17 protein-coding genes are annotated in these 21,234 nt (G+C 72.6%); 8 read left to right on the forward strand and 9 right to left on the reverse strand.

The features are described 5' to 3' along the window. Nucleotides 1-59 precede the first annotated feature (59 nt). The 3 genes from ACLJPY_RS01030 to ACLJPY_RS01040 form a co-directional block, all read right to left on the reverse strand. Nucleotides 60-1,589, reverse strand: coding sequence for an ABC transporter substrate-binding protein (locus ACLJPY_RS01030; protein WP_410586050.1), 1,530 nt, complete (start codon nt 1,587-1,589; stop codon nt 60-62). 124 nt (nt 1,590-1,713) lie between these two features. Continuing rightward, on the reverse strand, nt 1,714-2,691 hold the full coding sequence (locus tag ACLJPY_RS01035) for a methyltransferase dimerization domain-containing protein (RefSeq protein WP_410586051.1): 978 nt from the start codon (nt 2,689-2,691) through the stop codon (nt 1,714-1,716). A gap of 60 nt (nt 2,692-2,751) precedes the next feature. Then, nucleotides 2,752-3,696, reverse strand: coding sequence for an aldo/keto reductase (locus ACLJPY_RS01040; protein WP_410586052.1), 945 nt, complete (start codon nt 3,694-3,696; stop codon nt 2,752-2,754). A 76-nt stretch (nt 3,697-3,772) separates the two neighbouring features. Here ACLJPY_RS01040 and ACLJPY_RS01045 point away from each other — a divergent pair, with 76 nt between their 5' ends. Beyond that, nucleotides 3,773-4,495, forward strand: coding sequence for an SDR family NAD(P)-dependent oxidoreductase (locus ACLJPY_RS01045; RefSeq protein WP_410586053.1), 723 nt, complete (start codon nt 3,773-3,775; stop codon nt 4,493-4,495). Between the two features lie 110 nt (nt 4,496-4,605). Here ACLJPY_RS01045 and ACLJPY_RS01050 read toward each other — a convergent pair whose 3' ends face one another. After that, on the reverse strand, nt 4,606-5,949 hold the full coding sequence (locus tag ACLJPY_RS01050; RefSeq protein ID WP_410586054.1) for an amidohydrolase: 1,344 nt from the start codon (nt 5,947-5,949) through the stop codon (nt 4,606-4,608). 103 nt (nt 5,950-6,052) lie between these two features. Between ACLJPY_RS01050 and ACLJPY_RS01055 the strand changes: the two genes are divergently transcribed. The 5 genes from ACLJPY_RS01055 to ACLJPY_RS01075 are packed head-to-tail and all read left to right on the forward strand — an operon-like array spanning nt 6,053 to nt 11,241. Then, nucleotides 6,053-7,165, forward strand: coding sequence for a zinc-binding dehydrogenase (locus ACLJPY_RS01055; protein WP_410586055.1), 1,113 nt, complete (start codon nt 6,053-6,055; stop codon nt 7,163-7,165). Between the two features lie 17 nt (nt 7,166-7,182). After that, the gene (locus tag ACLJPY_RS01060; RefSeq protein WP_410586056.1) at nt 7,183-8,139 is read left to right on the forward strand and encodes an aldo/keto reductase; all 957 of its coding nucleotides are present in this window, start codon (nt 7,183-7,185) and stop codon (nt 8,137-8,139) included. Between the two features lie 2 nt (nt 8,140-8,141). Next, nucleotides 8,142-9,119, forward strand: coding sequence for an alpha/beta hydrolase (locus tag ACLJPY_RS01065; protein ID WP_410586057.1), 978 nt, complete (start codon nt 8,142-8,144; stop codon nt 9,117-9,119). Beyond that, nucleotides 9,116-10,078: an alpha/beta hydrolase gene (locus ACLJPY_RS01070; RefSeq protein ID WP_410586058.1), complete on the forward strand. Its 963-nt coding sequence runs from the start codon at nt 9,116-9,118 to the stop codon at nt 10,076-10,078. The genes ACLJPY_RS01065 and ACLJPY_RS01070 overlap by 4 nt, the downstream gene beginning before the upstream one ends. Further along, the gene (locus ACLJPY_RS01075; protein WP_410586059.1) at nt 10,075-11,241 is read left to right on the forward strand and encodes a multidrug effflux MFS transporter; all 1,167 of its coding nucleotides are present in this window, start codon (nt 10,075-10,077) and stop codon (nt 11,239-11,241) included. Before ACLJPY_RS01070 ends, ACLJPY_RS01075 begins: the two co-directional genes overlap by 4 nt. A gap of 138 nt (nt 11,242-11,379) precedes the next feature. Here the strand turns inward: ACLJPY_RS01075 and ACLJPY_RS01080 are convergent, their stop codons facing one another. Then, nucleotides 11,380-12,645, reverse strand: coding sequence for a fatty acid desaturase family protein (locus ACLJPY_RS01080; RefSeq protein WP_410586060.1), 1,266 nt, complete (start codon nt 12,643-12,645; stop codon nt 11,380-11,382). 16 nt (nt 12,646-12,661) lie between these two features. Beyond that, nucleotides 12,662-13,759, reverse strand: a complete 1,098-nt coding sequence (locus ACLJPY_RS01085; protein WP_410586061.1) for a ferredoxin reductase — start codon at nt 13,757-13,759, stop codon at nt 12,662-12,664. 232 nt (nt 13,760-13,991) lie between these two features. Between ACLJPY_RS01085 and ACLJPY_RS01090 the strand changes: the two genes are divergently transcribed. Beyond that, the gene (locus ACLJPY_RS01090) at nt 13,992-14,729 is read left to right on the forward strand and encodes an ANTAR domain-containing protein (protein WP_410586062.1); all 738 of its coding nucleotides are present in this window, start codon (nt 13,992-13,994) and stop codon (nt 14,727-14,729) included. Between the two features lie 128 nt (nt 14,730-14,857). On the opposite strand, the gene ACLJPY_RS01095 is transcribed toward ACLJPY_RS01090, so the two are convergent. The 3 genes from ACLJPY_RS01095 to ACLJPY_RS01105 all read right to left on the reverse strand — a co-directional run bounded on the left by ACLJPY_RS01095 (nt 14,858) and on the right by ACLJPY_RS01105 (nt 19,490). Continuing rightward, entirely contained in the window at nt 14,858-16,210 is a 1,353-nt protein-coding gene (locus ACLJPY_RS01095; protein WP_410586063.1) for a PHB depolymerase family esterase, read from the reverse strand. A 316-nt stretch (nt 16,211-16,526) separates the two neighbouring features. Beyond that, entirely contained in the window at nt 16,527-18,422 is a 1,896-nt protein-coding gene (locus ACLJPY_RS01100; protein WP_410586064.1) for an ArnT family glycosyltransferase, read from the reverse strand. Nucleotides 18,423-18,524: 102 nt separating this feature from the next. Then, entirely contained in the window at nt 18,525-19,490 is a 966-nt protein-coding gene (locus tag ACLJPY_RS01105; protein ID WP_410586065.1) for a TIGR03557 family F420-dependent LLM class oxidoreductase, read from the reverse strand. Nucleotides 19,491-19,631: 141 nt separating this feature from the next. On the opposite strand from ACLJPY_RS01105, the gene ACLJPY_RS01110 reads away from it, so the two are divergent. Continuing rightward, nucleotides 19,632-21,215 carry an FMN-binding glutamate synthase family protein gene (locus ACLJPY_RS01110; RefSeq protein ID WP_410586066.1) on the forward strand — a complete coding sequence of 528 codons (1,584 nt, stop codon included), beginning with the start codon at nt 19,632-19,634 and terminating at the stop codon, nt 21,213-21,215. Nucleotides 21,216-21,234 lie beyond the last annotated feature (19 nt).

Consider the following 21,234-nt stretch of genomic DNA (forward strand, 5'->3'; position numbering starts at 1 on the left):
CCGGCTCCCTCGGCGGCGGGCCCGTCCGCTGTGGACGGACCCGCCGCGGGACGGGCGCGTCAGCCGCGCTGGATGAACCGCAGGGTCGGGAACATCATGCCGGTGACCGGGGTGACCGTGATGCCCTTGACGCTGTAGTAGAGGTTGTCGGCCTGGTACCAGACGTCCCACCAGGCGAGGTCCACGAGCTTCGTGTTCAGCTGCTTGAGCAGGGCGGTCTGCGCCGGCCCCGGCTCGGCCTGCTCGGCCTGGTCGACGAGCGCCTTGACGTCGGGGAAGGCGTCGACCGAAGGCTTGGGGTTGTACCACTGGGCCGAGGTGACCTGGTCGGTGAGCGTGGCCATGTCGTTGCCGTCCATCGCGATGACCGCCAGGAACATCGGGTAGGTCGGCGCGTTCTTCTGGTAGTCGGCCATCGCCATGTCCTGCCACTCGACCTTGATGCCGAGCTGGCCGAACGTCTGGTTGGCGGCGGGCTGCCACGCCTGGAAGATCGGCGACATCGGCATCTTCACCGAGAAGCCGCCCGCGTACCCCGCGTCGGCCAGCAGCTGCTTGGCCTGGGCGAGGTCGGTCTTGTACTTGCCGTTCAGACCCTCGTCGTAGGTCGCGCTGCCGACCGGGAACAGCTGGTCGGTGACCGTCCCGGCGTCGTTGCCGACCGCCTTGAGGATGCCCGCGGCGTCGAAGGCGTGGCTGATCGCCTGCCGGACGCGCGGGTCGCCGAGCGCCTTGACCTGCTCGCCGGTCCGGTCGGCGAACTGCACGCCGACCCACGAGGCCGCCTTCTTGGCGACGTTCCAGCCGTTCTGCTGGGCCTTGGGCAGGTTGGCCGCGTTCGCGAACTGGACGTTGAGCTGGCCCGAGAGCATCGCGTTGAACGCCGCGGTCTGGTCGGTGATCGGGAACAGCCGCACGGTCGGGAACGGGTAGGTCGCGCTGTCCCAGTGGTTCGGCTTCTTGGTGAACACGTACTGCGACTGCGGGGTCGACTGCGCCTTGTCGTAGGTGTAGGGCCCCGAACCGGCCGGGCCGCTGGTCAGCGTGTTCGCCTGGATCGCCGCGGGCGAGGCCATCCAGCTGCGGCCGAGCCCCATGAAGTACAGCAGCGCGTCGTCGCGTTTGGACAGGTGCAGCTCGACCGCGTCGGTGCCCTTGGCGTCGATGCTCGCGACGTTGAGGTAGGCCTGCCCGGACCGGACGCCGGTCTTGAGGTGCTTCAGGTTGGCGACCGCGGCGGCGGCGTCGAACTTCTGCCCGTCGTCGAAGGTGATGCCCGGGCGCAGGTGCAGGGTCAGCGTCTTGCGGTCGGGCGTCCAGTCCCAGGAGGTGGCCAGCGCGGGCACCGGCTTGGCGTCCTTGTCCAGCGCGACCAGCGGGTCGTACACGGCCGAGAGGTACGGCCCGTCGAAGCCGATGTCGGCGTTGGCCGGGTCCCAGGACGTGACGTCCAGGAACACCCCCGCCTTCAGCTCGTCGGTGCCGCCTGCCCCGGACGCGGTGGCCCCACCGGATCCGGTGCACCCGGCCACCGCGGCGGCCACCAGCGCCACCGCCGCGGCCAACGCCGCTCTCCGTGTCCTCGTCATTGAGTCCTTCTTTCGGGTACTCCCGGGGTGCGGGTGAGACCGGGCTCACCCTCGACCGGGGTTAGTCTACGACTGTCGGCTATAAAATCAACGGGCCGCCGCCACGGCGTGGCACACTTTCGGGTCAGACCGCTTCGGCGACGAGCACGCGCGGGCTTCCCGGCAGGGCCAGGACTTCCCGCACCCGCCAGCCGGCGTCCGCCAGCCAGCCGTACACATCGGCCTCGGGGTAGACCACCGTGCCGTCGATGACGAAGTACTCCCCCGCGTGCAGCGCGTCGATGGGCCGCTGCCGCTCGTCGTCGTCGAGGAAGAAGTCGAGCAGCAGCAACGTCGCCCCGGGCGCGGCGGCGGCGCGGGCGTTCGCCACGATCGCCCGGTTCTGCTCGGCGGTGAACCGGTGGACCACGTGGTTGAGCAGGACGAGGTCGTGGTCGCCGCCGGGGGCGGCCGTTTCGGTTTCGGCCGGCTCGACGCGCACGCGGTCCTCGAACCCGGCGGACTTCACCGCACTGGTGACGCCTTCGGTGAAGTCCGGCGCGAAGACGAACCGCACCGCCAGGGCGTCGTTGGCGCGCAACGCACCGAGCGAGAACTCGGGGGAAAGGCCACCGAGGTCGAGCAGCGAGCGGTAGGGCGTGAAGTCGAACGCCCGGGCCAGCATGGCGGCGTGCAGCGCGTTGTACCGCATCACCCCGCCCATGAACGTGGCCCAGCGCCCGCCGTCCATCTGCAGGTCGCCGGGCTCACCCGAGTCCACCGCGGTGTCGAACTGCAGCCAGTGCCCGTAGCTGATTTCGTTGAGGAACTGGACGAACGGCGTCAGATCCGTGGCTCCCCGGCCGCTGAGGTACGCCTCGGCGTCGGCGGCGAGGCGGTACCGGCCGTGTTCGCGGTCGAGCAGCCCGAGCGCGTTCATCGCGTCGGCGAGGATCCGGGCCAGGCGGGGGCTGACGCCGGTGACGCCGGCGAGCTCGCCGGCCGTCCGGGGACCGTCGGCCAGCGCCGGGAACAACCCGATCCGCGACGCGGCGAACAACTGCTTGGCTCCCATGTAGCCGATCGCGATGTCGACGATGCGGTCCGGGACGGGGGCGGTCATCGGGGAACTCCTCTCGGGAGGGCGGGAAGTTTCTACGACTGTAGACATAAACCGGCGCTGTCACCAGGTCCCGTCGGCCGCAACTTCGCCGTCGAGGGAGAATTCTTCGGTGAGCGCCCGGATCCGCTCCGCACCGAGGGCGTCCGCCAGCTCGACGGCGGCGGCGTTCTCCTCGAGCTGCGCCAGCCGGGACGCCCCGACGAGCACGTTCGCCGTCGCCGGATTCGCCAGGCAGAAGGCGATGCCGAGCTGCGCCGGGGAGACGCCGAGCTCGCCGGCCGCCCGCCGCACCGCGGGCCACGCGGCGGCGATCCGCTCCCGGATCCCGCCGACATCCGCCCCGATCTTGCGGTCCGGCCGCAAATTACCGACCAGCAGGCCACCTTCGAAGATGTCCGACGCCTGCAGGGCGAGTTCCCCGGAGGCGAACAGCGGCGCGTAGTACTCGCCTTCGGCCATCGCCCGGCGCACCAGGCTGTACTTCAGCTGGGCGAAGGACGGCGGCACCAGACCACGGCGGCGCGCGACGTCGATCGCCGCGCGCACGTCGGCGAACCGCCAGTTGTTGACGCCCCAGGCGGTGAACCGGCCGGCGTCGAGCTGCTCGGCGACGTCGGCGACCACGCGTTCGACGTCGAGCTCGCCGAAGTAGTCGCCGACCACGACGAAGTCCGCGTACTCGGTCCCGACCCGCTCCAGCGCGGTGCGCAGCTGCGGCCCGAACCCGGTGCGCGGGTAGTCCCAGAGCCAGAGTTTCCCGCAGTAGAGCCACTCTTCGCGGGCCAGCCCCGCCTCGCGCACCGCCTCGCCGAAGATCAGGTCGGTGCGCGCGTTCTCGGCGTGCGGACCCATGTCGTAGTGGGCGACGTCGAAGAACGCGCAGCCGAGCTCGGCCGCACGGGCGATCATGGTCACCGCCTCGCCGAACTCCACCCGGTCCCAGGTGTTCCACGAGCCCAGCGACAGGACCGGGACCGCACGGTCACCGAGTTGTCGTCGTCGCACTGTTTCCTCCTGCGTGCCGATGGCTTATTTTCTACGGTTGTATACTATAAAGTCCGCTGCGCGAAAGGAATCGCTGATGAGCACTCCCCGTACCGTGCTGGTGACCGGAGGGGCGGGCGGGATCGGCCGCGCCATCGCCGCGGCGTTCCGCGACGAGGGCGACGACGTCGTGCTGGCCGACGTCCGCGGCGCGGGCGAGGCGGCCGCGGAACTGGGCGTGCGGGGCGTCGACGCCGACATCACCGACGAGGACTCCATCGCCCGGGCGCTGGAGTCGGCCGGTCCCGTCGACGTCCTGGTGAACAACGCCGGCCTGCTCAGCGTGCACGGCACGCTGCTGGACCTGCCCGGCGACGCCATGCTCGGCATCCTCCGCACGAACGTCCACGGCACCTTCCTGGTGACCCAGCAGGTGGCGCGGCAGATGGTCGCCGGCGGACGGCCCGGGGCGATCGTCAACCTGTCCTCGATCGGCGGCCGCCAGCCGACCCCGGGCATGGGCGGCTACGAAAGCAGCAAGGCGGCCGTGGACGCCCTGACCCGCTGGGCGGCGATCGAGCTGGCCGGGCACGGCATCCGCGTCAACGCGGTCGCCCCGGGGCCGGTGCTGACGCCGATGCTGGCGGCGGGCCTGCCGGAGGGCTCACCGGCCCGCGAAGCCTGGCTGAGCCGGATCCCGTTGCGGCGCATGGCTTCGGTCGAAGACGTGGCCGGGCTGGTGGTGTTCCTGGCGAGCGAGCGAGCAGCTCACATGACGGGCACGAGCGTCCCGGTCGACGGCGGCCAGCTGCTCACCTGACGGCCGACCCCGAGCGCCCCAATGTGGCCTTGGTTGCGTCAGACGCACCCAATGTGGCCTTCGGTGCGTCTGACGCACCGAAGGCCGCATTGGGGTGCATTGGCCGGGGCCTACCGCTCGTGGACCACCCGGCCGCCGAGGATCGTCAGGTCCACTTCGACGTCGGGCAGCTCCGCCGGGGTCAGGGTCAGCGGGTCCGCGGCCAGCACGCAGAGGTCGGCCACCATGCCCTCGGCCAGCGTCCCCTTCCACGCCTCGGCGCCGTCCTGACGCGCCGGGTGCACGGTGTAGCAGCGCAGCAGTTCCGCCATCCGCTCGCGCGGGTCGGCCGCCGGGCCCATCCAGGTGTCGGCCGCCGCGATCTCGCGCCGCCAGTCGGGCGCCAGGACCGGGGCGTCCGATGTCAGGCACAGCGGCACACCGGTCGCCAGCGCCGTCCGCAGGGGCCAGGCGCGCTCGGCGTGGCCCGCCCCGAGCGCCGCGTCCACCGCACCCACGGTCCGGACGGCGATGCCCGCCTGAGCGGACAGCCCGACCCCCAGCCGGGCCATCCGCGTCAGCTGCGCCGGGCTCACCAGGTCGCCGTGGATGACGTAGTGGCGCAGGTCGACGTCGTGTTCGGCGCGGGCCTGCGCCACCGCGTCCAGGACCAGGTCGACCGCGCGGTCGCCGGTCGCGTGCACGCCGACCTGCAGGCCGGCGCGGTGGGCGGCGAGGACCATGGCGGTCAGGTTGGCTTCGCGGTCGGCGTCGCTCTCGCCGTGCACCAGCAGCTGCGCCCGGCTGCCGTCGGCGTAGCAACGGTGGGTGTAGGCCGAGCGCATCGGCGGGATGCCGTCGGCGAAGATCTTCACCCCGGCGAACCGCAGCACCCGCTCGTCGGGGCTGTGCGCGTCCAGTGCGGCCAGGCCCGCGCGGTAGTCCTCGACCGTGCTCGGGCCGTCCAGCTCGCCGTAGAGCCACAACGCCGTGACGCGCGCCCGCAGCAGGCCCTCCGCCGCCAGCCCCCGGTACTCCTGCACGACCGACGTCCCGAACGCCCCGGTGCTGCCCGCGTCCTCGCCCGGGCCGAGCCCGGGCTCGGTGTAGCTGGTGATGCCGAGCCGGGCGAGCAGGTCGCCGGCCTTCAGGATCGCGGCCCGGCGTTCGGCGCCGGTGCGCAGCGGGCGCTCCGGGCCCGGGCCGGGCGCGCCGTGGTCGCCGAAGAGGGTGTCCGGCCACAGCGCGCCGAGCCAGGTGGCGTGCAGGTGGGCGTCGTTGATGCCGGGCAGCACCGCCCGGCCGCCCAGGTCCACCACCTCGGTGCGCGGGCCGGTCAGCGCGCGGACGTCGGCGTCGGTGCCCGCGCGCAGGACCCGGCCCGCCCGGACGGCCAGCGCGGTCGCGCCGCCGGGGCCGGCGAAGGTGTGGACGGCACCGCCCCGCAGGACCAGATCAGCGACAGGTGTCGGCACAGGCGCTCCCCGAAGTTCGTGTGAGGTCTCGACATTTTCGTCAACGGCCGTAGACTAACCCATCACGCGGCCGATCTCCTACGGCGGCGCCGGAAGGAGCGCGATGAGCATCCCCACCTCCACCCGCGCGGCGGTGCTGACCGGGCACGGCGAACCGCTGCGCCTGACCGAACTCCCGCTGCCGGCCGAGCTCGAGCCCGGCGCCGCGCTCGTGCGCCTCTCGTGCGCCACGCTCTGCGGCACCGACGTGGAGATCTGGTCGGGCAAGATGTCCTTCCCGGGCATGCTGCCGATGGTGCTGGGCCACGAAATGGCCGGCGAAGTCGTCGCCGTCGGCGAGTCCACCCGGGACGCGCTCGGCCGCGAAATCCCGGTAGGCGCCCGGATCGGCTGGTCGGAGTCGACGTGCGGCGAGTGCTACGGCTGCACTGTGCTGCGCCAGCCGGTCGCGTGTTCCCGGCGGGGCTACGGGTTCCTGCAGCGTTCCGACGTCCCGCCGTACGCCACGGCCGGGTTGAGCGAGTACGCCTACGTCGTCCCGAACGCGGCGAAACTGCTGCTGCCGGAAGAAGTGCCGGACACGTGGGCGGCCATGGCGGGCTGCGCGGCCAAGACGGTGCTGCGGGCCTACGGGCGCGCGGGCGGCGTGCGGCCGGGGTCGAACGTCGTCGTCCAGGGCTCCGGCGCGCTCGGCCTCTTCGCCACCGCCGTCGCGCGGATCTCCGGCGCCGGCACGGTCACCACGGTCGGCGCGCCCGCGTCCCGGCTCGCCCTCGCGGCGGAGTTCGGCGCGGACGCCACAGTGGACGTCGGCGACACCGGCTCCGAGGAGATCACCGAGCAGGTCCGGGACCTCACCGGCGGCCACGGCGGCGACCTCGTCCTCGACTTCGCCGGTGCCCCTTCGGTGGGCCGCGAAGCCGTGGCGATGGCCGCGCAGCGGGGCACGGTCGTGGTCGTCGGCAGCACCGGGCCCGCCGAAGTCCCGGTGCCGCTGGGTGCGGTGATGGGCAAGGAACTCACCGTCGTCGGTTCGCTCAACGGCGACATCGCCGACTACCACGAGGCGATCACGTTCTTCCGCACCTTCGCCGGCCGGATGCCGTGGGACAAGCTCTTCGGGACGCCGTCGGGGCTGTCCTCGGCGTCCGAGCGGATCGCCGCCATGCACCGGCTCGACGAAGTCAAAGCCGTCATCGACCCCCGTCTTCCCTGACCACTGGAGGAGGTTTCGTGTCCACCCTGCCCCGCCGCCGCGTCGGTTCGTCCGATGTGGAGGTTTCCGCGCTCTCCCTCGGTTCGTGGCACATCTACGACCGGATCCACTTCCACGACGCCGTCGCCATGGTCCGCGCCGCGGTGTCCGCGGGCGTGAACCTGTTCGACGTCGGCGTCTACGGCGGCCCCGGCATGCCGCCGACGTACACCGACGTGCTCTGGGGCGCGGTCATGCGCGCGTCCGGGATCCCGCGCGCGGAGTACCTCGTCTCGGCCAAGCTGTGGATCGAGGCGTTCGGCGACCACGGTTTCCGGCCGCAGCTGGAGAACGCCTTCCTCCGCGGCGGGTTCGACCAGGCCGACCTGGTGATCCTCGGCGACCTGCGCCGCGACGACGTCGCGCTCGAAGACCTGGTCGACGACCTCGCCGGGCTGACCCGCGCCGGGCTCATCCGGGCGTGGGGCGTCAACAACTGGTCGGCGGGCAACATCCGGCGGCTGCGTGAGATCGCCGCGGCGCGCGGGGTCGACGGGCCGCAGATCGCGCAGCTGAAGTACAGCGTCGCCCGGCGGTCCATCCCGGACGGCGAGCCGTTCGCCCGGCTGTTCGCCGACGGCTTCACCATGCAGGCGTCCGACGTGCTCGAAGGCGGCATCCTCGCCGGGCGCACCGAGCTGACCCGCGAGATCGGCCGCGACCCCGGCGGCGTCCGGGAAGCCATCAGCCGCACGGCCGCCGACTTCGTCGCGATCGCCGAGAAGCTCGGCACCAGCGCCGCGCGGCTCGCCGTCGCCTTCACCCTGACCCACCCCGCGAACGTCACCACGCTGGTCGGCACGAGCACGACGGCCCAGGTCGAGGACAACCTGGCCGCGTCGGAGCTGGTCGAGCGGATCGGCGCGGACGAGCTGCGCGCCCTGGTCGAGCCCTTCTGGGCCGACCGCGGGATCGTCGACCCGGAAGGACCGTGACCATGTCCGAGCAGATCCCCGTCCCCTTCGATCCGGCGCTGCTCCCGGTGCTGGCCCAGGTGACCCGGCCGGACGCCCCGCCCTTCACCCCGGAGACCATCCCGGAGCTGCGCCGGGCCATGGCCGCGCAGTTCCCGCCGGCCGCCGAGGTCGTCGGCGACGCGCCCGTCGACGTCGAAGAGCGGACCATCCCGGGTCCCGACGGCGCCCCCGACCTCACCGTCACCATCCTCTCGCCGCGGGAGCGGACGGGCCCGGTCCCGGCGCTCTACAACATCCACGGCGGCGGGATGATGGTCGGCTGCCGGGCCATGGACACGCCCCGGCTGCTCGCGCTGGTGCTGGAGCTGGGCGTGGTGGCGGTCAACGTCGAGTACCGGCTCGCGCCCGAGCACCCGCACCCGGCGCCGGTCGAAGACTGCTACGCCGGTCTCGTGTGGACGGTCGAGCACGCGGCCGAACTGGGCGTCGACCCCGAGCGGGTCGTGGTCATGGGCGGCAGCGCCGGGGGCGGGCTGTCCGCGGGCGTCGCGCTGCTGGCCCGCGACCGCGGCGGCCCGCACCTGGCCGGGCAGCTGCTGCTGTGCCCGATGATCGACGACACGAACACCACCGTCGCGAGCCGCCAGTACCGCGGGCTCGGCACGTGGACGACGGAGGCGAACGAGGCCGGCTGGCGCTCGCTGCTCGGCGAGGCCGCCGGCACGGACGCGGTGTCCCCGTACGCGGCCCCGGCCCGGGCCACCGACCTGTCCGGGCTGCCGCCCGCGTTCGTCGAGGTCGGCAGCGCCGAGCCGTTCCGCGACGAAGACGTCCGGTACGCGCTGCGGATCTGGGCCACCGGCGGGCCGGCCGAGCTGCACGTCTGGAGCGGCGCGTGCCACGGGTTCGACATCTATGCGCCCGCCTGGCCGGTCACCGCGGACGCGCTGGCCACGCGCAGCTCGTGGCTGCGCCGGATCCTCGGGATCGCGCGGTGAAGCCGGTCCCCTACGACCCGGAACTCGAGCCGGGCCTGGCCGCGTTCCTCGAGCTGGTCGAGCGGATCCCGCTGCGTGCGGACACGATCCTGGCGAACCGGGCCCACTTCGCCACCATCGTCCCCTCGCTGGAGCAGCAGGTCGGCGACCGGCCCGTCGACGTCGAGGAGCGCACGGTCCCCGGACCGCCGGGCGCGCCGGACATCACGCTGACGATCGTCCGGCCGCGCGGCGGCGTCACCGGAGCGCCCGCGTTCTATTCGATCCACGGTGGCGGGATGATCCTCGGCAATCGGTTCTTCGGCATCGACGGCCTGGTGGACGACGTGCTGCGGTTCGGCGCGGTCGGCGTCTCGGTGGAGTACCGGCTGGCGCCGGAGCACCCCGCACCGGCCGCGGTCGAGGACTGCTACGCCGGCCTGGTGTGGCTGGCGGAGCACGCGGCCGAGCTGGGCGTGGACCCGGCGAGGATCGTCGTGACCGGGGCCAGCGCGGGTGGCGGCCTGTCCGCCGGTGTCGCGCTCATGGCCCGCGACCGCGGCGGCCCGCACCTGCTCGGGCAGGTGCTGCTGTGCCCGATGATCGACGACCGGAACGCGACGGCGTCGGCCCGCCAGTACGACGGGATCGGCGCGTGGGACCGCCACAACAACGACACCGGCTGGGACGCCCTGCTCGGCCCGGTGCGCGGCACCGAGGAGGCGTCGCCGTACGCGGTCCCAGCCCGCGCCGCGGACGTCTCGAACCTGCCGCCGGCCTTCATCGACGTCGGCGCGGCGGAGGTGTTCCGCGACGAGGCGACCGAGTACGCGCTGCGGATCTGGGCCACCGGCGGCCAGGCCGAGCTGCACGTCTGGCACGGCGGCTACCACGCGTTCGCCGGCTTCTCCCCCGGCGCGGAGGTGTCGCGCGCCGCCGTCGCGGCCCGGCTTTCCTGGCTGCGGCGACTCCTCTCGTGAACCGGCGCCGGCTGGCGGTGGTCCTCGGGCTGCTGGAGATCTTCGGGCCGATCTCGATGGACCTCTACCTGCCCGCCCTCCCCCGCCTGGCGGCCGACCTGCACACGTCGACGAGCCTCGCCCAGGCGACGATGTCGATCTGCATGCTTGGCCTGGCGTTCGGCCAGCTGGCGGTGGGCCCGCTCAGCGACCGCTTCGGCCGCCGGCGCCCGCTGCTGGCCGGGACGGCGTTGTTCGCCGTGCTGTCGCTGGTCTGCGCGGTGGCGCCGTCGATCGAAGTGCTGCTGGTGGCCCGGCTGCTGCAGGGCCTGTGCGGCTCGGCGGGGATCGTGCTGTCCCTGGCGATCGCCCGCGACGTCGCGTCCGGGATCGAGCTGGTCCAGCTGCTGGCGCTGCTCACCACGGTCGGCGCGCTGGCCCCGATCGTCGCGCCGCTGGCGGGCGGCCAGCTGGAGGCGTGGATCGGCTGGCGGGGCATCTTCGTCGTCCTGGCCGGCATCGGGGTGACGTTGTTCCTGCTGACGCTGGTGTCCTTGCCGGAGACGCTGGCCCCGGGCGCCCGGGGCCGCCCGGCCGAGTTCGGCGTGCTGCTGCGCGACCGGCTGTTCGTCCGCTACCTGCTGGTCGGCACCTGCGGCGGCGCCGGTTTCTTCACGTACCTGACGTCGGTCAGCTTCGTCCTGCAGGACGGCTTTTCGCTGTCCGCACGGACGTTCAGCCTGTGCTTCGCGGCGAACGCGGCGATGTCGATCCTCGGCGCGCAGGTCAACCGCGCGGTGGTGCGCCGGCTGGGACCGGCCCGGATGTACCTGATCGCCACCACGGTCACGGCACTGGCCGCGGCGGCCATGCTGGCCGCGGCGCTCCTCGGCGCGGGCCTGGCGGGGGTGCTGATCCCGCTGGCGGTCATCTTGTTCACCGGCGGCGCAACCCAGCCCAACGGCTCGGCCCTGGCGATGGCCGACCACGGCACCCGCGCCGGCGCGGCCGCGGCGCTGCTGGGGATGTCGGCCTTCGCGGTCGGCCCCCTGGTCGGCCCGCTGGCGTCGCTGAGCGGCCCGAGCCCGGTATCGATGAGCATCACGATGACGGCGGCGTACGGCGCCGCGGCGCTGCTGGTGTGGACGACGATCCGCCCCCGCCGCGACGCCTTGGCCCGGTGACGACGCCATCGTCCCGCCGGAGGGTGTCCCGCAGCAGGGCACGGCGTCCGTCGTGCCCTTGCCGGGACTCGTCCGCCGTCGCCGCGTAGACGTTGCCGACCGGTCATCCCGAGCCGCGGCCGCCCGCCGAGGCCGTGGTCAGGCGGCCCGGCGCGCCACCTCGTCGCCGCGGTACGGGCCGGGCTTCGGGCGTGGCTTCCCGCCGGGGAAGGCCAGGCGCAGGATCGTGCGGTGGACCGAACCGAGCTGGCGGGACAACGGGCCGGTGTTGTACGGCAGGCCGTAGCGCCGGCAGATGTCCCGCACCTGCGGGGCGATCTCGGCGTAGCGGCTGCTGGGCATGTCCGGGTACAGGTGGTGCTCGACCTGGTAGCCGAGGTTGCCGCTGAGCAGGTGGAACAGCGGGGAGCCGGTGATGTTCGCCGCGCCGACGAGCTGGCGGACGTACCAGCCGCCGCGAGTCTCGTCGCGGACCTCCTCCTGGCTGAACGTGTAGGTCTGGTCGGGGAAGTGGCCGCAGAAGATGATCGAGTGCGCCCACACGTTGCGGATGATGTTCGCGGTGAAGTCGGCCCAGAACGTCGCGGCGAACGTACCGCCGCCTTCCTCCCGGACGGCGGCGAGCTGCGCCCGGAGCGCGCCCCGGAACCCCCGCCCGCGGACGCGGTCGGCCAGGACCCGGCGCCGCGAACGGGGTTCGGGTTGCCTCAGCCGGCCGACGGCGGTCGCGGCCAGCGCGCTCACCAGCGGCCAGCCGACGTAGTCCTTCAGGATCTGGTCGCGGGCCTTGCCCGAGATGCCCTTGATGTCGTGCCAGACGTCCTTCAGCGGCTTCTCCCCGGCGCGGATGGCCTCGATGTCCAAGTCGTGGACCGCGACGCCCCATTCGAAGAAGGCCATCAGCAGGAGGTTGTACAGCGGCTGCGCCAGGTACGCCGGGTGCCACCGCTGGTGCGGGTCGATCCGCATGATCTCGTAGCCGAGGTCTTTGTCCTTGCCGCGGATGTTGGTGTAGGTGTGGTGGACGAAGTTGTGCGAATGCTTCCACGCCGCCGCCGTCGAGGCGGTGTCCCAGTCCCAAGTGGACGAATGGATGTACGGGTCGTTCATCCAATCCCACTGGCCGTGCAGGACGTTGTGCCCGATCTCCATGTTCTCCAGGATCTTCGCGACCGCCAGGCAGCCGGTGCCGGCCGCCCAGGCCGCTTTGGACCGGGAGCCGAGCAGCAGGGCCCGGCCCGCGACCGCGATCTGCCGGTGCAGCCGGATGACGCCCTTGATGTACCGGCGGTCGCGCTCGCCGAGGTCGGCGCGGACCTGGTCGTGGATGGCGTCGAACTCGCGGGCGAGCTCGGCGAGCTGGGCCTCGCTCAGGTGGGCGAACGGGTGCGTTGTCGGGGACATGGGTTCCTTTCCGCGCTCAGAGGTCGACCGTGACCCGGCCTTCGGCGCCGTGCACGCAGGTGCGCACGATCTCGTTGTGCATCTCGCTGACGACGTTCGTGCGCAGGTCGCGGATCCGCCCTTCCCGGATCGGCAGCACGCACGTGTGGCAGACGCCCACCCGGCAGCCGAACGGCATGTCCACGCCCGCCTCCTCGCCGGCGACGAGGATCGGGGTGCCGGGCGGGCAGTCCGCGTCGACGTTGCGGTGGGTGAAGCGCACCGTCCCGCCGGCCCCTTCGGCGCCTTCTCCACCGACGATGGGCTGGAACCGTTCGTGGTGCAGCCTGCTGACGGCGCCGTGTTCCTTCCAGTGCGCCTGCAAGGCGTCGAGGAGCTCGCCGGGGCCGCAGGCGTAGGTCTCCCGCTCCTGCCAGTCCGGGCACCGGGTGTCCAGTTCAGCCGGGGTGAACCGGCCGTCCCGCCCGGTGATGCGCAGCTCCAGCCGGAAGCCTTCGTGCTGTTTCTCCAGCGCGGCCAGTTCGTCACCGAAGATGACGCCGTCCGCCTCCCGCGCGGAGTGGACGTGCACGACGTCGCGCAGTCCCGGCCCGTCCGCCAGGTGCCGGAGCATGCTCATGACCGGGGTGATGCCGCTGCCCGCCGTGACGAACAGCAGGCCGCGGCCGAGCCGGTCCGGCAGCGTGAACGACCCTTCGACCTCGCCGAGCCGGACCAGCTCCCCCGGCCGCGCGCGCTCGACGAGGTACGGCGAGACGACCCCGCCGTCGACCTTCTTCGGCGTGACCGAGATGAGCCCGTCCGCGCGGTCCGGGCTCGACGTCAGCGAGTACGCCCGCCAGTGGTGGACGCCGTCGATGACCACCCCCAGCCGCACGTACTGCCCAGGCCGGTGCCCGACCCAGTCGTAGCCCGGCCGGATCAGCACGGTGGCGGCCCCGCCGCGCTCGGGCTCGACCCGTTCGACCCGCCCGCGCAGCTCGCGGGTCGACCACAAGGGGTTGATCAGTTCGAGGTAGTCGTCCGGCTGCAGCGGGGTGAACAGCCAGCGCAGCGCGCGCAGCGCCCGGCGCCGCAGCGGCGACGCCGGGGGCCGCATCCCGGTTTCGGCCATCACCCACCACCCCGCACGAGGCGGGCGGCTGCGCCGGGCCAGTCGAGAGCGAACATGCCAATTGAGTGTACAGGCGTGCACTCAAGACGCAGCGCGAGCCGGCTTCGCGGGGTGACTCGACCGGCAGCCCGGCTCGCGCACCATACTGTGGTGCCCACGGAAAGGGGCCACGACCTGGTCCACACCGGGCGCGAACGCTCGATCGCCGAGCGCTACCTCGAGGGAGCACCACATGGAAGACAACCTGCTCCGGGAGCGGGACGCCGTACGAAGAGTGGACGACGTCACCGACGCGCTGGACCGGCTGGCCGGCACCTTCGTGGAGGAAGAGGAGCTGCTGACGGCCCTGCAGCGGGTCTGCCGGCAGGTCATCCACGCGGTGCCGGACGCGGAAATCGCGAGCATCACGCTGCTGCGCGACGGGACCCCCTACACGGCGACAGCGACCGATGACAGCGCGCACCAGGTTGACCACGCACAGTACGAGGCCGGCCGGGGGCCCTGCCTGGAGGCCGCCCGGACCGGCGAACTCCAGCGCGTCAGGGCGACCGAGGTGGCACACCGGTGGCCCGAGTTCGCCGCGGCCGCGGCTGAGTGCTCGGTCGTCGCCTACCTGTCCGCCCCGCTGGTCGTCGACCACCAGTACCACGGCTCGCTCAACCTCTACGACACCGGCGGCAACAGCTTCGGCGCCCTCGACGCGGCCCTGCTGGACCTGTACACCGCCGCCGCCGAAGGGGCGCTCCGCAGCACGCTGCGGCACCAGGTCGCCCGCGAAACCATGAGCCAGCTCCGCGCCGCGCTGACCTCCCGCGCGGTGATCGACCAGGCGAAGGGCATCCTCATGGCCCTGCACTGCATCGAGCCGGAAGAGGCTTTCGGCCTGCTCGTCAAGGCGTCGCAGGAGCAGAACCTCAAACTGAAGGAAGTCGCCCAGAACTTCGTGACCGCGGCCACGCAACAGCGGTGATGCCCACCCGGTGACCGGTTTGGTGTGACAGCATCCGAAGTCGGCTCAGGTTCGCCGGTGCACGGCGCCGCGTTACCGGAACCGTCGCCACGTCCCGGTGTGTTCCTCCCGCGGACCGGCGGCCGTGGTCACCCCGCCGCCGAGGCCGGGCCGGTCCACTGCTGGTTCTGGCCGCCACCGCACGTGCCCAGCCGCACCGCCGTCCCGTTGGCGGTCGAACCGGCCGCGGCCTCCAGGCAGAGGCCGGACTGGACGCCGGTGATCGTGCCGTCGGCGTTGCTCCGCCACTTCTGGTTGGCTCCGCCGTGGCAGGCCCAGATGATCACCGCCGTGCCCGCGGTGGTTCCGCCCCCTTCGGCGTCGAGGCAGCGCAGCGTGTCTCCGGAGTAGACGGTCAGTTCGGAAGCGGCCGTCGCGGTCCACGTCTGGTTCGTCCCGCCGTTGCAGTCCCACAGCTGCAACCGGGTGCCCTGCGTCGTCGACCGGGCCGGCACGTCGAGGCACCGCCCCGCGGCGACCGAGCGCACCGGACCGCTGCGGGTTCCGGTACCGCCGCTGTTGTCGAGGCCGAGGAAGGTGATCGCGTACGCGAGCATCCCGTTCTGCGGCAGGGTGTGCCCGGTGCCCGCGACGACGATCCCTTCCACCGGGGCGTGGGTACCGGTGTCGCCGTAGCGGTTGCGCGTCCAGGACGACTGCGGGTGGTCGGTGGCCGACGGCGTCTGGCTCAGCCCGTGCAGGGCCGTCCACTGCTTGATCTCTTCGCCGTAGTTGGGGTAGGCCAGCGTCGTGTCCTGGTCGCCGTGCCACAGCTGCATCCGCGGGTACGCGCCGGTGTAACCGGGGTACATGGCGTGCGCCTGGTCGGCCCACTGCTGTGCGGACTTGATGACGTTCCCGCCGGCGCACTGGCTGTTCCACAACGAGCCGTCCGTGGTGGCGAAACACCCCGCGGGCACGCCGGAGAACGCGGCGCCGGCGGAGAACACGTCGGGGTATTCGGCGGCCAGGACGTTGGTCATCATGGCCCCCGAAGAGAAGCCGCTGACCACGATGCGGCCCGGGTCCACGTTGTAGCGCTGGCGGGCCCAGGCCACCATCGACATGATCCCGGTGGAGTCGCTGCCGCCGTTGCGCGTCAGGCCCGCCTTCGTCGACACGTCGAAGCAGTGCCCGTCACGGGTGGCTTCCGGCACGACGATGACGTAGCCGTACCGGTCGGCCGCCGTCACGTAGTCGTGGCCGTTGCCGTTGAAGATCGCGCCCGCCGAACCGCTGCAGTAGTGGACCAGCACGAGCAGCGCCGGCTTCGCCGCCACCGTGTCGGGTGCGTACACGTACATGCCGAGGTTGGTGGGGTTCGCGCCGAAGTCGGTGACCCTGGTCAAGGTGGCGGCCGCGGCGGAACCCGCGGTCAGGAACGTGACGGTCAGCGGCAGCATCAGGACCAGCGCCAGCAGGCCGCGGATCACCCGTTTCATCGATTCCTCCGCCTTCGTCGCCGGATCCACCGCTCGGCCGATCGCCTTCTCGGGTCAGGTCCGGCTCGCGATCCCGCACGGCAAGGGGAGTCCTCCCCCTCCGCCGAATGCGGTTGCTGTGCTTCGTGAATTCGTCCGGTTGCCGAACCGAAGAGACCGGACTCACGATAAGTTCGGCCGGCGGCGAGGTCAATGATCATTCGTTCTGCCGGTGAAACTTACTTTCCGGCCCGGTTCCGCGTCCGTCCTAAGTGGTCCGGAACCAGAGCCGCCGAGAGCCGCCCGAACTCCCGGTTATGTGTGCTCCGGACAGAGGTCACAGCTCGACGCCGCAGTCGAGCAGCACTCCCGCCGTGGCCGCGTCCGGGCCGATCCGCGCCGGCGGCACCGGGCGGCAGTGCTTCGCCTCCCACCGGACCCGCCGGGTCAGTTCCCCCGCGTCGCCCGCCGCCGCGGTGGGCCGCCCCGCCCCGGCGCGGGCGATGTCGACGAACACCTGCGGCAGCAGCACGAACCGCAGCTTCCCGGCCGCGACCCACTGCGGGAGCTGGGCGGCCGACGGCGCCGGGTCGAAGCCGAGGTAACCACCGAGCGGCGCGACGCGCGCTTCGGTGTTCAGCAGGAACGGCTCCGCACCGTACGAACCGCCCTCGACGGCCAGGGTGACGTCGGCCGGCGACGTCTGCGCGAACGCGAGCACCTGGCGCTGGCCGGGGCTGAGCCGGTACGCGCTGTCGATGAACCGGACGTACCCGGCCGCGGCGCTCCCACCGATGTTGTCGCTGAAGACGGTGTGCAGCACGGCCGTCGACGGTGGCCCGGCGGCCGGGTCGGCGCTCTGCAGCACGCTCCCCGGCCGCACCGCGGTGTCGGCGACGAAGGCGGCGGGCCCGGCCACGACGGCGGCCAAGCCGACCACGGCCGCGACGCGGGGCGCCCGCACGAGCGCCGCGACGACGGCGAGCAGCGCCAGGACCAGCACGGTGTACCGCAGCCACGGCAGCCAGTCCGGCGTCCGGTCGAGCAGGACGAAAGCGAGCACCGCCGTCCCCGCCACCGCGGCCGGCAGGACGAACCGGGCCCGGCCGCGGGACCAGCTCGACGCCGTGACCAGCCCGGCGGCGGCGAGCGCCGCGATGGCCGGGGCCAGCTCGGCGGTGTAGTACGCGTGGAAGATGCCGCCGGTGAACGAGAAGACCGCGGCTCCGACGATCAGCCAGCCACCCCACAGCACCCAGCCCGCCTTCGTCCGCGGCGCGGCTCCGCGAGCGCGGCACGCGGCGACGACCAGGGACACCACGGCGAGCGGCAGCAGCCAGGCGATCTGCCCGCCGACTTCCGCGTCGAACAGCCGCAGCGGACCCGCGTCGCCGCCGAGCGCCGCGCCGACGGTGGCGCTGTAGCCGCCGCCGACGCCGGTCGTGCCGCCGACCAGCCGCGAAACGCCGTTGTAGCCGAAGGCCAGCTGCCACACCGAGCCGTCCGTGGTGCTGCCGACGAACGGCTTGGCCCCGGGCCAGACGGTGACGACCACGGGCCACGCCAGCGACACGAGCAGCGTCACCGCGCCGGCCAGGCCGAGCCACGCCAGCCGCCGGCCACGTGAGCCGGGCGCCGCGACGAAGTACGCCGCCGCGAGTCCCGGCAGCACGATCCACGCGGCGAGCATCTTCGTGAGGAAGCCCAGCCCGACGAAGACCCCCGCCCACGCGAGCCACCGGGCGTCGTCGATCGCCCGGGTGACGCCGTAGGCGGCGAGCAGCAGCAGGAGCACCAGGAGGGTGTCCGGCAGGTTGTCGCGGTTGATCGCCGCGGTGATCGGCGTCAGCGCGAAGAGCGCGGCGGCGAGCAGCGCGGTCCGCGGGCCGGCCCAGCGGCGGACCACCCGGTGCAGCACCAGCACCGCGGCCACGCCCTCGACCACCTGGACCAGGGCGATCGCCCACGGGTGGAACCCGAAGACGGCCACGCCGAGCGCCTGCGTCCAGAAGGCGAGCGGCGGCTTGTCGACCGTGACGACGCCCGCCGGGTCGAAGCCCGCGAAGAGGAACGCCGTGCCGTCGTGCGACATCGAATGCACGGCCGCCGCGTAGTACGGCTGCAGCGGCCGGCTCCACAAGGCCCAGCCCCACGCCACCGCGGCGACGGCCGAGATCACCCCCACCGCGGTCCACTCGCGCCGCCCGGTCCGCACCTCGGCTACCACCACCACGTCCCCCTCCCGGTCACCACCAGGAAGGCTAGGACGGCACGCCGCCGGAATCCTCAAGCTCCGGATGGAAACAGGCGTCCACCCGTGGGTTGAGCGCGGCCGTCAGTGGAACTCGGGCAGGACGTGCTCCTGCCAGCCGCGGAAGAAACCCTCGTGGTCGTCGCCGACCTGCTGCACGTAGACCTCGTCGACGCCGGCGTCGACGTACTGGCGGACGCGTTCGGCGTGGGCCTTCGGGTCGTCGCCGCACACGATCGCCTCGCCGACGGCCTCGCGCGGGACGAACGACGTCGCGGCTTCGAAGTCCTCCGGCCGCGGCAGGATCTGGGCCAGCTGTCCGGGCAGGACGTCGTTGGGCCACAGCCGGTGCGCCCGGTCCAGCGCCGCAGTCGCGTCGGCGTCCCAGCACACCTTCATCCCGGCCTGCACCGGCTTGTCCCCGCCACCGGCTTCGCGGAAGGCGCGGACCAGGTCGGCGTCCGGGACGACCGTGCAGTACCCGTCGCCGATCCGTCCGGCGAGCTTCGTGGCCTGCGGCCCGAACCCGGACACGTAGATCGGCACCGGGCGCTCCGGCACGGTGTAGATCCGTGCGTCCTGCACCTCGTAGTGCGTTCCGTGGTGGCTCACCGCTTCGCCGCGCAGCCCCGCCTCGTGGAGCTTGCGGATGACCTCGACGGCCTCCTCCAGCATCTCCAGCCGCTGCCCGGCCGAGGGCCAGGGGTCGCCGAGGATGTGCTCGTTGAGCGCCTCCCCCGAGCCCACGCCCAGCACGAACCGGCCGTCCAGCTGGACCGCGGCGGTGGCGGCGGCCTGGGCGAGCACGGCCGGGTGGAGCCGGACGGTCGGGCAGGTGACTGCCGTCGTGATCGGCAGCGAAACGGCCTCCGACAGGGCGCCGATCACCGACCAGACGAACGGGCTCTGGCCCTGCGCGTCGTTCCAGGGGTGGAAGTGGTCCGAAATCCAGAGCCGCTGGAACCCGGCGCGCTCGGCCGCCCGGGCCTGGGCGACGAGCTCGCGGGGGCCGTACTGCTCGCACGAAAGGAAGTAGCCGATCGACGTCATACCGGCTGGATACCCCGGCCACCCGCGCCGCACACCACCGCGGGCGGTGATCGCGGCGGCACACGGGACGAATGCCCCATCCGTGGCGTGAACGCCCTGCTCACCCTGCACTCCTCAGGTGCCGCCGTTAGCTTCGGTCCCGTGCTCAGATTCGGTGTGGTGGCGGTGCTGTCGCTGCTCTCCCTCGGCGCCGCCGCGCTGGCCCTGTTCGACGGCCCGTGGTGGTGGCTGCTCGCCGTGCCGCTGCTCCTGCTCGCCGGCGTGGGGTGCTGGGACCTCGCGCAACGCAGGCACTCGGTCCTGCGGAACTACCCGATCCTCGGGCACCTGCGGTTCCTCCTCGAAGCGGTGCGGCCGGAGCTGCAGCAGTACTTCGTCGAGCGCAACTTCGACGGCCGCCCGTACGACCGGGACGTCCGCAGCATCGTCTACGAACGGGCCAAGGGCACCGACGCCGAAGAGCCGTTCGGGACCGAACGGGACGTCTACGCCGACGGGTACGAGTCCCTGGTGCACTCGATGGCGCCGGTGGCGCCGCCCGACGATCCGCCGAAGATCCGGATCGGCGACCCCGACTGCACGAAGCCCTACGACATGGCGCTGCTGAACGTGTCGGCGATGAGCTTCGGCTCCCTGTCGGCGAACGCGATCCTGGCCCTCAACAAGGGCGCGGCGCTCGGCGGGTTCGCCCACGACACCGGCGAAGGCGGGCTGTCGGAGTACCACCTGCGCCACGGCGGCGACCTCGTCTGGGAAATCGGCACCGGCTACTTCGGCTGCCGGACCTCCGACGGCGACTTCGACAAGGCGGAGTTCGCCGACAAAGCCGCGCACGACGCCGTGAAGTGCGTGTCGCTGAAGCTGTCCCAGGGCGCGAAACCCGGCATCGGCGGGGTGCTGCCCGGCGGCAAGGTGAACGCGGAGATCGCGCGCGTCCGCGATGTCCCCCAGGGCAAGAGCGTCATCTCCCCGCCCTACCACCGGGTGTTCTCCACCCCGCGGGAGCTCGTGCGGTTCGTCGCCTCGATGCGCGAACTGGCCGGCGGCAAGCCGGCCGGGTTCAAGCTCTGCCTCGGGTCCCGGCGCCAGTTCCTCGCCGTCTGCAAGGCCATGCTCGCCGAGGGCGTCACGCCGGACTTCATCATCGTCGACGGCGCCGAAGGCGGGACCGGCGCCGCGCCGCTGGAGTTCGCCGACCACGTCGGGACCCCGCTGACCGAAGGCCTCATCACCGTCCACAACGCACTCGTCGGGACCGGCCTGCGCGACCGGATCAAGCTCGGCGCCAGCGGGAAGATCGCCACCGGCGCGGACATCGTCAAGCGCCTCGTGCAGGGCGCCGACTACACCAACGCGGCGCGGGCGATGATGTTCGCCGTCGGCTGCATCCAGGCCCAGCGCTGCCACACCAACCGCTGCCCGACCGGCGTCACCACGCAGGACCCGCGCCGCGCCCGCGCACTGGACGTCGAAGACAAGTCCGTGCGGGTGGAACGCTTCCAGCGTTCCACGGTGGCCGGCGCGCAGCAGATCATGGCGTCGATGGGCGTCCGGTTCCCCGCCGAGCTGCGCCCGCACCTGCTCCGCCGCCGCGTCGACCCGCACCAGGTGCTGTCCTATGCGGAGCTCTACGACTGGCTCGCGCCCGGGCAGCTGCTGTCCGAACCGCCGCGGGACTGGGCGGAAGACTGGGCCGCGGCCGATCCCGACCGCTTCACCGTTTGACCGGCCGCGGACTCGTCGG

Source organism: Amycolatopsis sp. lyj-23, assembly GCF_046549135.1.
GTDB lineage: Bacteria > Actinomycetota > Actinomycetes > Mycobacteriales > Pseudonocardiaceae > Amycolatopsis.